The sequence below is a fragment of the Streptomyces longisporoflavus genome, assembly GCF_014649775.1.
Lineage (GTDB): Bacteria > Actinomycetota > Actinomycetes > Streptomycetales > Streptomycetaceae > Streptomyces > Streptomyces longisporoflavus.
In genome coordinates this window covers 447,011-459,338 of sequence record NZ_BMTR01000002.1, presented here as the reverse complement: position 1 = coordinate 459,338, position 12,328 = coordinate 447,011, and the positions used below count along the sequence as shown (strand labels likewise).

12 protein-coding genes are annotated in these 12,328 nt (G+C 67.9%); 7 read left to right on the top strand and 5 right to left on the bottom strand.

Translation table 11 applies throughout. The features are described from left to right. Positions 1-83: 83 nt before the first annotated feature. Both IE226_RS06065 and IE226_RS06060 read right to left on the bottom strand, forming a co-directional pair. Positions 84-515 carry a VOC family protein gene (locus IE226_RS06065; protein WP_190079954.1) on the bottom strand — a complete coding sequence of 144 codons (432 nt, stop codon included), beginning with the start codon at positions 513-515 and terminating at the stop codon, positions 84-86. Positions 516-686: 171 nt separating this feature from the next. After that, a complete protein-coding gene (locus tag IE226_RS06060; RefSeq protein ID WP_190079953.1) occupies positions 687-1,103 on the bottom strand; it encodes a Fur family transcriptional regulator in 417 nt (138 codons plus the stop codon). A gap of 366 nt (positions 1,104-1,469) precedes the next feature. Here IE226_RS06060 and katG point away from each other — a divergent pair, with 366 nt between their 5' ends. Both katG and IE226_RS06050 read left to right on the top strand, forming a co-directional pair. Further along, positions 1,470-3,698 (top strand): catalase/peroxidase HPI, encoded by a 2,229-nt coding sequence (gene katG / locus IE226_RS06055; RefSeq protein WP_190079952.1) that lies wholly within the window; start codon positions 1,470-1,472, stop codon positions 3,696-3,698. A 915-nt stretch (positions 3,699-4,613) separates the two neighbouring features. Next, entirely contained in the window at positions 4,614-5,735 is a 1,122-nt protein-coding gene (locus tag IE226_RS06050) for a hypothetical protein (RefSeq protein WP_190079951.1), read from the top strand. A gap of 38 nt (positions 5,736-5,773) precedes the next feature. Here the strand turns inward: IE226_RS06050 and IE226_RS06045 are convergent, their stop codons facing one another. Both IE226_RS06045 and IE226_RS06040 read right to left on the bottom strand, forming a co-directional pair. Beyond that, positions 5,774-6,244: an NUDIX domain-containing protein gene (locus tag IE226_RS06045; RefSeq protein ID WP_190079950.1), complete on the bottom strand. Its 471-nt coding sequence runs from the start codon at positions 6,242-6,244 to the stop codon at positions 5,774-5,776. A 2-nt stretch (positions 6,245-6,246) separates the two neighbouring features. After that, positions 6,247-6,966, bottom strand: coding sequence for an XRE family transcriptional regulator (locus IE226_RS06040; RefSeq protein WP_190080097.1), 720 nt, complete (start codon positions 6,964-6,966; stop codon positions 6,247-6,249). A 233-nt stretch (positions 6,967-7,199) separates the two neighbouring features. Here IE226_RS06040 and IE226_RS06035 point away from each other — a divergent pair, with 233 nt between their 5' ends. Together IE226_RS06035 and IE226_RS45440 are read left to right on the top strand one after the other, a co-directional pair. After that, positions 7,200-7,439: a hypothetical protein gene (locus IE226_RS06035; RefSeq protein WP_229870575.1), complete on the top strand. Its 240-nt coding sequence runs from the start codon at positions 7,200-7,202 to the stop codon at positions 7,437-7,439. Continuing rightward, positions 7,427-7,672, top strand: a complete 246-nt coding sequence (locus tag IE226_RS45440; protein WP_229870520.1) for a DUF7848 domain-containing protein — start codon at positions 7,427-7,429, stop codon at positions 7,670-7,672. Before IE226_RS06035 ends, IE226_RS45440 begins: the two co-directional genes overlap by 13 nt. A 268-nt stretch (positions 7,673-7,940) precedes the next feature. Here IE226_RS45440 and IE226_RS06030 read toward each other — a convergent pair whose 3' ends face one another. Then, complete coding sequence (locus IE226_RS06030; RefSeq protein ID WP_190079949.1) at positions 7,941-9,284, bottom strand: Gfo/Idh/MocA family protein; 1,344 nt, start codon at positions 9,282-9,284, stop codon at positions 7,941-7,943. Between the two features lie 254 nt (positions 9,285-9,538). On the opposite strand from IE226_RS06030, the gene IE226_RS06025 reads away from it, so the two are divergent. From IE226_RS06025 to IE226_RS06015, 3 genes are read left to right on the top strand one after another with little or no spacing between them, the layout of a single operon-like run. Further along, a complete protein-coding gene (locus tag IE226_RS06025) occupies positions 9,539-10,666 on the top strand; it encodes a Gfo/Idh/MocA family protein (RefSeq protein ID WP_190079948.1) in 1,128 nt (375 codons plus the stop codon). Then, positions 10,663-11,586 (top strand): DUF6807 domain-containing protein, encoded by a 924-nt coding sequence (locus IE226_RS06020; protein WP_190079947.1) that lies wholly within the window; start codon positions 10,663-10,665, stop codon positions 11,584-11,586. The genes IE226_RS06025 and IE226_RS06020 overlap by 4 nt, the downstream gene beginning before the upstream one ends. After that, complete coding sequence (locus tag IE226_RS06015; RefSeq protein WP_190079946.1) at positions 11,580-12,326, top strand: cupin domain-containing protein; 747 nt, start codon at positions 11,580-11,582, stop codon at positions 12,324-12,326. Before IE226_RS06020 ends, IE226_RS06015 begins: the two co-directional genes overlap by 7 nt. Positions 12,327-12,328 lie beyond the last annotated feature (2 nt).

Below are 12,328 nucleotides of genomic sequence, written 5' to 3'. Positions count from 1 at the left end.
TCCTTGCCGAGCCGCTCATCCGGGAGTCCCTCCGGGAGTCCCGCAGCCGGACGGACTCCCCGCTCCGCGCCGCCGTGCACGGATCAGACGGCGAAGACCTGGCTGTCGTCGGCGAACGCCTTGAACTCCAGGGCGTTGCCCGCCGGGTCGAGGAGGAACATCGTCCACTGCTCGCCCTTCTCGCCCTCGAAGCGTACGTAGGGCTCGATGACGAAGTCGATGCCGGCCGTACGCAACCGCTCGGCGAGCACCTGGAACTCGGGGATCGGCAGGATCAGCCCGAAGTGCGGTACGGGCACCTCGTGGCCGTCGACCGGGTTGTGAATGCGCCGGACGCGCTCCGTCGCAAGGTGCGTGACGAACTGGTGGCCGTGCAGATTCCAGTCCACCCAGGCGTCCGAGCTGCGGCCCTGCTCGAGGCCGAGCACCCCGCCGTAGAAGAGGCGCGCCGCGTCCAGATCGTCGACCGGAATGGCCAGATGGAAGCGGGGGACAGCGGCGAGGGGAGCGGTCATGGCGGTGCCTCCTGTTGCGGGATTCCGTAGGTGTCCGGGCTGGGTACCCGGCGGCCCGGAGCCCACCCGCGGTGTGCCGGGCAGGCGAGTCAACCGCCCCGCGCCTGCCGCATTGCGCCCCGTTCGACCGTCATCGGAGGCCGCCCCCGGATCGCACCGGTCGCCGCCCGTTCACCCGCGTGCGGTGCAGTCCGGACACAGTCCCCGATAGGTCACTTCGGCCGCGGAGACGGTGAAGCCGTAGCGTTCGGAGTCGGGGAGCGCGGTCAGCGGGTCGCCGCCGGGGTGTACGTCCTTGATGGCGCCGCAGCCCGAGCAGACCAGATGCTGGTGCGGGCGATGGGCGTTGGGGTCGTAGCGCTTGGCGCGGCCGGTGGAGACCTCGATCACCTCACCGAGGGTGACCAGCTCACCGAGCGTGTTGTAGACCGTGGCCCGGGAGATCTCCGGCAGCCGGGCGGTGGCGCGCGCGAGTACCTCGTCCGCGGTGAGGTGGACGTGTTCGCCGTCGAGTACTTCGGCGACCACCCGGCGCTGAGCGGTCATCCTCCAGCCACGGCCGCGGAGTCGTTCCAGAAGGTCGCTCATGCGTACCAGCCTATCTGTGCTTTGTCTGACGACTGAATTCCGTACGAACCCGTCTGTCGTATTGACTTGGACTTCGTCCATCGTAGGATCAGTTCCGGCCGACGGCCAAGGGACAGGGCAACAGCAGGGAACAGCACGTGACTTCAGGAGACGGGTCCGCTCGGCCCGGCATCCGGTACCCCGCTCGCGGAGAAGCAATCCGGCGAGCAGGCGGGCGTCCGCGGCCCGCGACCGATCCGGGACCCGGTCCTGCCTTCCCGGCCGATGAGGCCCGCACCGCCCGTACCGCCTTCGGGCGCCCCCGACTGTTCCGCCGTTCGCAGTTCCTGAGCAGCACCGTGATCCGCCCCGTCCGGAAGGATTCCCATGACTGAGAACCACGACGCGATCGTCACCGACCCGAAGCCGGAAGAGACAGGCGGCTGCCCGGTCGCGCACGCTCGCGCGCCGCACCCGACCCAGGGCGGTGGCAACCGCCAGTGGTGGCCGGAGCGGCTCAACCTGAAGATCCTCGCCAAGAACCCCGCCGTGGCCAACCCCATGGGCGAGGAGTTCGACTACGCCGAGGCGTTCAACTCCCTTGACCTGCCTGCCGTGAAACGGGACATCGCCGAGGTCCTCACCACGTCGCAGGACTGGTGGCCCGCCGACTTCGGCAACTACGGCCCGCTGATGATCCGCATGGCCTGGCACAGCGCGGGCACCTACCGGATCAGCGACGGCCGCGGCGGTGCCGGCGCCGGTCAGCAGCGCTTCGCGCCGCTCAACAGCTGGCCGGACAACGCGAGCCTGGACAAGGCCCGCCGCCTGCTGTGGCCGGTCAAGAAGAAGTACGGCAAGAACCTCTCGTGGGCCGACCTCCTCGTGCTCACCGGCAACGTCGCCCTGGAGACGATGGGCTTCGAGACCTTCGGCTTCGGCGGCGGCCGCGCGGACGTCTGGGAGCCCGACGAGGACGTGTACTGGGGCCCGGAGACCGACTGGCTCGGCGACGAGCGCTACACCGGTGACCGCGAGCTGGAGAACCCCCTCGGCGCGGTCCAGATGGGCCTCATCTACGTCAACCCCGAGGGCCCCAACGGCAACCCGGACCCGATCGCCGCGGCCCGCGACATCCGCGAGACCTTCCGCCGCATGGCGATGAACGACGAGGAGACCGTCGCCCTGATCGCGGGCGGCCACACCTTCGGCAAGACCCACGGTGCAGGACCGGCGGACAACGTCGGCGACGACCCCGAGGCCGCGCCGATGGAGCAGCTGGGCCTGGGCTGGAAGAGCACGTACAACACGGGTGTCGGCAAGGACGCCATCACGTCCGGCCTCGAGGTCACCTGGACCGAGACGCCGACCCGGTGGAGCAACCACTTCTTCAAGAACCTCTTCGAGTACGACTACGAGCTCGGCAAGAGCCCGGCAGGCGCCCACCAGTGGGTGGCGAAGGACGCGCCGGAGATCATCCCCGACGCCTTCGACCCGTCGAAGAAGCACCGCCCGACGATGCTGACCACGGACTTGTCGCTGCGCTTCGACCCGATCTACGAGCCGATCTCCCGGCGCTTCTACGAGAACCCTCAGGAGTTCGCGGACGCCTTCGCCCGCGCCTGGTACAAGCTGACGCACCGTGACATGGGCCCGGTCGTGCGCTACCTCGGCCCCGAGGTCCCCTCCGAGGAACTGCTGTGGCAGGACCCGCTGCCGCAGCGCACGGGTGAGGTCATCGACGCCGCGGACATCGCCGCCCTCAAGGAGCAGATCCTCGGCTCCGACCTCACGGTCTCGCAGCTCGTCTCCGCCGCCTGGGCCTCGGCCGCCTCCTTCCGCGGCAGCGACAAGCGCGGCGGCGCCAACGGCGCCCGCATCCGCCTGGAGCCGCAGCGCAGCTGGGAGGTCAACAACCCGGACGCACTCGCGCACGTGCTGCGCACGCTGGAGGGCATCCAGGAGTCCTTCAATTCCTCCAACTCGGCGGGCGGCAAGCAGGTCTCGCTGGCCGACCTGATCGTGCTTGCCGGCAGCGCGGCCGTCGAGCAGGCCGCCAAGGACGGCGGCGTCCAGGTCGAGGTGCCCTTCACGCCGGGCCGCGTGGACGCCTCGCAGGAGCAGACCGACGTGGAGTCCTTCGCCGCGATCGAGCCCGCCGCCGACGGCTTCCGCAACTACGTCGGCAAGGGCACCCGCCTGCCGGCCGAGTACCTGCTGGTCGACAGGGCCAACCTGCTGACCCTGAGCGCCCCCGAGATGACCGTGCTCGTCGGCGGTCTGCGCGTCCTGGGCGCGAACCACCAGGACTCCAAGCACGGCGTCCTCACCACGGCTCCCGGCACGCTGACCAACGACTTCTTCGTCAACCTGCTCGACCTGGGCACGACGTGGAAGTCGACGTCGGAAGCCCAGGACACGTTCGAGGGCCGCGACGCGGCCACGGGCGAGATCAAGTGGACCGGCACCCGCGCCGACCTCGTCTTCGGCTCGAACTCCGAGTTGCGCGCCCTCGCCGAGGTCTACGCGAGCGACGACGCGAAGGAGAAGTTCGTGACCGACTTCGTCGCGGCGTGGACGAAGGTCATGAACCTGGACCGGTTCGACCTGGTCTGAGTGAGTTCTGTGATCGCGATGTCCGGGGGTCGGCCGCAGTGGCGTAAGCGCCCGTCTGGCGGCGGTCCTCGGGCGGAGGCCTGTCGCGGGCCTATCGCGATCTGTGCGAAACAGTAAGGAAGAGCGGGACCCGGTGAGACTGGGTCCCGCTCTTTTTCGACGTCATGCAGACGATCGCTCGGAGCCGGAGCATGACTAGCCGTTCTTCATTGGCCCAGTCGCAGTAGAAGTCACGCTTTGTTGCAAAGGAATTTGCTTCGACTCCGCACTTCCCAGCCACGCCTCGGGAGCGACGAGGGGCGTCTGTGTGCCGTCGTTGCCAGTTGCCGACCCTTGCGAGGGCACCGCTCCGCTCTAACAGCGGGCTTGCAAGAGCGTTCTCGGAAAACGCTCTTAACCGTGGCTGAACTGCTCGGTCGCCCCCTATACGCCCCCCTCGTCATCTTGGCGGCCCAAAACTGGTCCACCGGTGGATGGGAGGGGAGCGTCGGGCGCTGCAGGAGCAGTGTCCGGATCACTTGTTGCGCTCGCGCGCCTACCAACGTGCAGCTCCGCTGGACGTTGCGGGTCTCCACGCCACGCACGTCGTGCAGCGTGCCATGAGTCGAAGAGTCCAGGCAGTTGATCAAGCAGGCCCTTGGCTGCGAACAGTGCCACACTAGCTACACCTGAGCCAGCTAGAACCCAGAGTGTGAAGGTCACCTCCACTGCGTCCGTGCTCCTTTCAGCATCTGAAACAGGTCCGTTAGTAGATGCCTCCTAGAGAAGCTGTGCGTGGCGACTGTCCACCAGCACCTCGGACGTTTCTGCCGAACCCCGGACAGTCGGCACGCCGCGCCCTAGTCTGAAGCGAAACGAGCTGGACAGTGCTGGCTGTTACTGGACGACCTTGGACACAAAGCGGGGTGGTGAGCGATGGACGACGATTCCCTCGCGAAACAGTTGAGTCACCTGCGCTTCCGGGCTGGCAACCCCTCCTTACGGGTTCTAGAGAAGCTCACCGAGCGCCAAGGCCGACGGATGAGCCGCGCCTCAATCCAAGATAAATTCTCCGGAAGTAGCGCTCTAAAGCTGGTCCATGTTTTAGCTTTGGTTCAAGCATGCGCCGACTACGCCCGTTCAATTGGAGCCCCGCTCCGTCCCGAAGATGTCGACGAGAAAACATGGCAAAAAAGAATGGCGCAACCGCTCGTGCTTCGGAGGGTCCCTATCTCAGTAGAGAATATGGGGGGCAATGCTAGTCAACAGCAGACTCCCACACCTGAGGTCGCTTTACTGATCACCCCCCTCATCAACGCTGGAATGGAAGACATCGCGCGCATCGCGGCCGAAGGGGCTAATAGGCCCATCGAGAAATGGCTTCCAACTGTCGTTGCCGCATTGGGGCAGGCGCAGATGGACTTCCAAGGATTTCTGCAACTTGCCGCCCACGCTACTGCCGCACAGACGGTAAAAATACTCGATTCGATCGCGACGGCGGAAGAGGGGGATGCCGTCTCTGAAATGTACTTTCAGATGTGCGTGCTAACTAAGCAGCCCGCGGAGATTCCGAAGCTTCTTGTCGCCTTACGCCGACACGATGGAGAGGCGAGCTTCCGGTATGCGCAAACATTTATCGATGCGATCGTCGGTAAGGGTGGTTGGCCGGGAAGAACGAGACCAGATCTGGCCGACATCCTGCGAGCGCTACGCGCTGCCTCGTTGAAGGATGACGCCGACAGCCTCGCTAAGGGTATCGGACGATACTCGCGGCCGAAGATCACGCTGGCAACAGCTGCAGCATTCCCCGACTCTTTCCTCGGAGATAGGGAACTTATTTTGTTTGCCGTATCCCAAGGTGGAATCGATCGACTCTTGCAGGTGATTGCCTGCCTAGAAAAGGAGGAGATTCCCGGCGTCAATTCGCCCGAAGTGCTGGAATTCATACTTCCATCAGTGCACGAGAGTGAACGCGCCGACCTTTCTCGCGCACTCAATGATGCAGGGATACGTCATGTGGCAAAAAGACTGTTGGACTTGTCACGTGAAGTTCCATAGCCCTACCCATCTCCCGGACTGATTATCGACATCGGTGATCAGCCGAGGTACGGCCGCTCGCGGTGCTGCAGGAAATGCCCGACTCGGAGTCGCTGGGTGTGGTGCATCGCCAGTTCCTCGAGTTCCTCCGGGCGGACAAACCGAATTTCGGTCGACTCATCGGAGATCGTTAGCTGACCGCCGACGATCCGGGTAGTGAAGCAGACGTTGAACTGTCGCCGCACCTCGCCGTCCGTGTACACGATGATGTGCTTCGGGTCGGTGTACGTACCGACTAGGCCCGTGATCTCAACGTCCAGGCCGGTCTCTTCCTTGACCTCGCGGACCGCCGTGCCGGGCAGGGAATCGGTGAGGTCCATTCCGCCCCCGGGCAGCGCCCACAGGTCGTTGTCCCGGCGTCGTTGAAGCAGGATGCGCCCCTGTTCGTCGGTGACGACCGCTGAGGCCGCGACAACCATGCTGTTCGGCTTGGGTGCGTTGGGGTCGTCGTAGTACTCGGTGCGCGCCATGGTCACTCCTCCTGCTGTACCGGCTCCGCCGTCGCCCATACCGCGTCGAAGCTCTGTCCGTAGGTGTCGAACATGCCGCCTTCCCTGTTACGGCGGAGATGCCACACCGGGGCAGCGTAGGCGTTCACTCCCCAGACGTGAGCGTTGATCAGCATCTGGTCGTCGGCGCGGTAGAGGGAGTTGTAGAGCGTCGTTTCGTGGGTCCGTATCTCGATACCGGATACGCCGACGAGCGGGCGGTAGTGCATCAGGGCCAGGCGGCACCGGGATTCGATGCCGTGACCGAACCGCTCCTCCTGGCCGCGCGCCTGGACGTTCGGGCTTTCGGCGTCGCCTACCGCGATGCGCACTGTGCAGCCCTCGGCGGCTCGTTCGCGCAGCAGATCGTTGAGCCGTGGGTGCGCCTCGTGCAGGAAAACTGCCGCGTAGACCAGGACGTCGATGTGCTCGCGGGCCTGCGTCATCATGTCAACGAACGTGGATACGGGGAGGTCTGCCCGTTGCTCGTGGAGGGTCACGAGCTCCGGGCTGATGGTGCGGGCAGCGCGAGCCTGACGAAGGGTCGGCCAGAGTGCGTGCACGTCTTCTCCTAGGGCTTCAGCCGCCTCCAAGGCTGTGGCCCGGCGCGGCGTACGGCCCAGGTTCACCCATCGCTCCACCGACTTGGGGTCGACCTCAACTGCCTTTGCCAGGGCGGCGTACGTCCAGCCTCCGGCCACCATGACGGCACGTAGTCTCTCGTTCTGCACGAGTCTCCCCCTGACGATCGGGACGGCACTAGGGACGTTCTACCCGACACGGGACGTCCCGAAGTGGGGTTTGGGGGTGGTTCCTAGGTCCCGCCAGTTGACCTGATGCTTCTGCGCATGAGCGCGGACGGATGCGGACTGCATACCGGGTGATGCGGCACTCCGGTTCGGAGTTGGTTCGTCCCGTCCGCGAGTAGGAGGCAGAAGTGATCGAGAACCCGGCCCTACCGACTGTCGGCACCCTCGTGGTGGATGGACGCACCGACAAAGCCGGCATCGTCATGGGCCATGAGGGCCCGTACGTACAACTCCGACCGCCGCGGGGCGGCGTGGAGTGGGATGCCCCGCCTGAGGTGATCCGTGAGCCCACCCAAGCCGAGGGGCTGAGCGCGAAAGTGTTCTTGGCCAACGAGGTGTCCCGGGGAAACGGCCGGTGGGGAATGTGATCCTTCGGGCCGTACTGTGTTTCGAGACATGGACTCTCGAACCCGACCGGGAGCCTGACGCCGAACCCACGACGTACGCCATGCAGTGTGCAGTGGACGGCGATACGTCACCGCCCAGCCAGGACTTCGCCGAGCCCCAAGAGTGGGTCCTCAAGCATTGCGGCAAAAACCCCTCACACGGCACCTACCGCGAGATCATCACGCGCCCATGGCGATCTTGGATAGGCACGTGATGCCCCAAATGAGGTCATCGAGGACGACATCCCCGAGACGGAGCACGACTTCTCGGTGGACTACATCGTCACGCCGGACACGGTGATCCCCTGGCCTGACCGTCGACGTCCGCGCGGCTTGGTGTGGGACGACTTCACGCCCGAGAAGATCGCGGCGCTTCCGGTGCTGGCGCAGCGGAGAGCTGCGCGGCAAGCACAACTCTCCGCCAGCTCCGGCGATCTTCCCGGTCGTGCGCCCGTCGTGCGCAGGGTCTGCCTGCTCCGTCGCTCACCTCTCCATGAGACTCCGGGCATCCACCGGAAACCCCGTCGCGAGGGAGTGGTTCGCGGCGAGGCCCGTGGCCAGGGAGAGTGCTCCGTCGTCGGCGTTCGCCGCGCGGCCCAGGGGGTCGGAGGCGTCGGGTGGCCGTTCGCCGAAGAGGTCCGCCAGCATGCGTACGTCCCCGCCGCCGTGCCCGCCCTCGCCCGTGGGCACCTTGATCTCCCTGGGCTCCTCCCAGAAGCGGCGCAGCAGTAGTTGGGTGCGGCCGGGCTCGTCGCCGATCACCGTGCCGTGCATGACGGCGCTCGCCCCGTCGCCGCGCACGTCGGGGCGCGTCCACGTGGACTCCTCCACGAGGAGTTCTACGCGGCCCTCGCTGCCATTGAAGGCGATCCGGTAGCCCTCCCAGGGCGCGTACGCCGTCAGGTGGTACGTGAGGGTCGCGCCGGAGGAGTAGCGCACGAGGACCGCCATGTCGTCCTCGATGCTCACGCCCGGCCCGAACACGTTCTGGTCGCGGTGGTAGCCGTCCTCCGCCTCCGCGTCCAGGTACAGGGCGCTGAGCACGGACGAGTCGGCCAGGCGGATGGCGAAGGGGTCGCCCTCGGCTGCGGGGGAGCCGTGGGCGCGGGCGTAGTCACGGGCCAGGCCGCGCCGGTTGCCCGCCTCATCGCCGTAGAAGAAGAGCCCGCCCTGGGCGTAGACGGTCTCGGGTCGCGCGCCCAGCCACCAGTTGACCAGGTCGAAGTGGTGGGTGGCCTTGTGTACCAGCAGGCCACCGGAGTTGGCCTTGTCGCGGTGCCAGCGGCGGAAGTAGTCCGCCCCGTGCCGCAGGTCGAGCAGCCACTCGAAGTGGACTGAACCGACCTCGCCGATCTCGCCGCCTGCGAGGAGTTCGCGTACGGCCGAGTGGACCGGGTTGTAGCGGTAGTTGAAGGCGACCCGCACCTCGTGGCCCGTGCGGCGCTCGGCCTCCAGGATGCGGCGGGCTCGCTCGGCGGTCGTGGTCATCGGCTTCTCGGTGACCACGTCGCAGCCCGCTTCGAGCGCGCGCACGATGTAGTGATCGTGCAGGTGGTCGACCGTGCAGACCACGACCAGGTCGATGCGTTCGCGGCGCAGCATCTCGTCGAAGTCGTCCGGGGCGTAGGCGGGCACGGGCTCGCGGCCGGGGCGGGCGGGCGCGAGCCACGTGTTGTGGACGGCCATGCGGTGCGCGTTGGCGTCGCAGAAGGCGGCGAGGTCGATCCGGTCCGCGTAGGGGCCGGCGAGCGCCTCGGTGAAGAGGTGGGCGCGGGCGCCGAGTCCCACCACGGCACAGCGGCGACGGCGCGCGGTGTCGGCAGGCATGCGTAATTCCCTTCAGGCGGAGGGAGGGGGAGAGGGGGAAGGAGAAGGAAAGGAGGGGGCGGGGCGTTCGGATGGGGGCGGCGTGGGGAGGTGGTGAACGCCCGGCAACGTTCGCGGGTGCGCCCGGACCGGATCGGGACATCCATATGTTGAGTCGTTTCAGTTTTCGGCTCCGAGGTCTTGTCCTGACATTCCTGCGGTGCCTAGGGTCGGCCCCAGTGCAAGCGCTTTCTAAGCTCGTTCGAGGAGACCGTATGTCCTCCACCCCCACTCGTCTACGGGCCGCGGTCGTCGGCACCGGCGGCATCGTGACCGGCAGTCATCTGCCCGCCCTGCGGGCCCATCACGACCGCGTCGAGCTGAGAGCCGCCGTCGACGTCGACCCCGCCCGGCTCGACGCCTTCCGTACGCGGGCCGGGACGATGGGCATGGATATCGAAGGCGTGGCGGGCTACGCCGACTTCGATGCCATGCTCGACGAGGTCCGTCCCGACCTCGTCCTGATCGGCACCCCGCCATCGCTGCACCGCTCCCAGACCGTCGCCGCGCTCAAGGCCGGCGCGTGGGTGCTGTGCGAGAAGCCGCTGTGCCTCTCGCTCGCCGAATACGACGAGATCGCCGCCGCCGAGGAGGCCGCGGGCACGTACGCCTCCGTCGTCTTCCAGCACCGCTACGGCTCCGGCGCCGTCCACGCCCGCGAGCTGATCGCGAGCGGCGGGCTCGGCGCACCCCGCGTCGCGCACTGCCAGACCACCTGGCACCGCGACAGCGCCTACTACGCGGTGCCCTGGCGCGGCCGCTGGGAGAGCGAGGGCGGCGGGCCCACCATGGGGCACGGCATCCACCAGTTCGACCTGCTCCTGCATCTGCTCGGCGACTGGACCGAGGTGCGCGCCATGGCGGCCCGTCTCGTCCACGACACCGAGAGCGAGGACGTGTCGACCGCTCTGGTGCGCTTCGAGAGCGGGGCGCTCGCCACCGTCGTCAACAGCGTCCTGTCCCCGGACGAGGTCAGCCGCATCCGCATCGACTGCGACGACGCCACGGTCGAACTCACCCACCTCTACGGGCACTCCAACGACGACTGGACCTACACCCCGGCCCCGCACGTCGAGCCCGGCCGCGCGGAGACCTGGCGCACCCCCGCCGCCGACGTGCCCAGCTCGCACGCCGCCCAGCTCGGCGCCCTCCTCGACGCCTACGAGCAGGGGGCGAGGCCACCGGGCAGCGGCAATGACGCCCGACGCACCCTCGAATTCGCCGCCGCGCTCTACAAGTCGGCGTTCACCGGAAAGCCGGTGCTCGCGGGCGAGATCGCCGCCGGCGACCCCTACTACCCGGCCATGCACGGCAGCCACCCCGACTGGAGCCCCGCGCGATGACGATTCAGGTCACCCACACCCACGGCGAGCGGATCACGGTCCGTTCGGGCGGCGTCGAGCTGCTCAGCTACGTCTACGCCCCGGACCCGGACCCCTTCGAGGCCCGCAAGCCCTACATCCACCCCCTGCGCACCCTGGCCGGGCACCAGGTCTCGGGATACCGGCCGAACGACCACCGCTGGCACAAAGGCCTGCAGATGACCGCGAGCCATCTGTCCGGGCAGAACTTCTGGGGCGGCAACTCCTATGTGCACGGCGAGGGTTATCTGCGCCTGCCGGAGCGGGTCGGATCGATGCGCCACGACGGCTTCCCCGCCCTGGACGTCGGGGACGACCGCTTCCACCTCACGGAGGAGCTCACCTGGATCGAGAACGGCGGGCAGGCGTGGGCCAGGGAGGAGCGTGACATCACCGTCCACTCGGTCGACGAGGAAGCCGGCTCCTGGGCCCTGGACTGGTCGATCCGCCTGACCAACGTCCGCGACGAGCCCCTGCGCTTCGGCTCGCCCACCACCGCGGGCCGCGAGATGGCCGGATACACCGGCCTGCAGTGGCGCGGCCCGCGCGACTTCACCGGCGGCGCCGCCTTCGGCCCCGGCGACGAGAAGGACGCCGGCGAGCTGATGGGCACCCAGGGGCCCTGGCTCGCCTTCAGCGCGGAGCACGACGACGTCGACGCACACTCCACGCTCGTCTTCGCGCACGCCCCGGAAAACCTCGAAGGGGGCAGCGCCATCCACGACTCGCACTGGTTCGTGCGCTCCGAGCCCATCCCCACCGTCGCCTTCTCCTGGGCGTTCTTCGACGAGTTCGAGCTGGTGCCCGGCCAGTCCTTCACCTACCGCTACCGCGTCGTGGTCGCCGACGGCGCCTGGGACCGCGACCGCGTCGCCACCCACCTGAAGGGACTGTCATGGTGAGCCTTCCGCACCCGCTGCCCGGAGCCGTCGGCCTCTCGCACCTGAGTGCCTACGACTGGGAGGCCGCCGACGGCGTCTGCGGCGGCAGCCCGCACCTGCACCTGGTGTGCACCGAGGCGTACGTCGTCACCGGCGGCCGCGGCGCCGTCCAGACGCTCAGCCCCGACGGCTACCGCGAAGTCCCCCTGGAAGCCGGTACCGTCGCGTGGTTCACTCCCGGCACCGTGCACCGGATGGTGCAGGGCAGCGATCTGCGGATCACGGTCCTGATGCAGAACAGCGGCCTGCCCGAGGCCGGGGACGCCGTCTTCACCTTCCCGCCCGACGTGCTCGCCGATCCCGAGCGGTACGCCGCCGCGGCGAAGCTCCCCGCGAAGGAGGGCCCGGAGGCGGAGGCCGCCGCCCGCAAACGCCGTGACCTGGCTGTCGAGGGATACCTGCCGCTGCGCGATGCGCTCAGGGCCGGGGACAACGGCCCCTACCTGGCATTCCAGCAGGCGGCGGCCCGTCTCGTGCGGGACAAGGTCCCCGCCTGGCGTGAGCTGTGGCGGGCCGGCGCCCTGGCCACCGCGGAACGCACCGGCGCGCAGCTCGACGCCCTCGCGTCCGGCACCCCCGGCTACCTCGCGGGATCGGGCTCGTACGACAGCCGTCCTTCGCGCCTCGGCGGCTACGGGATGTGCGGGCGCCGCGACGAGTACGAACTGCCGGGCACCACGCTTCCGTACCACGGCGAGTAACC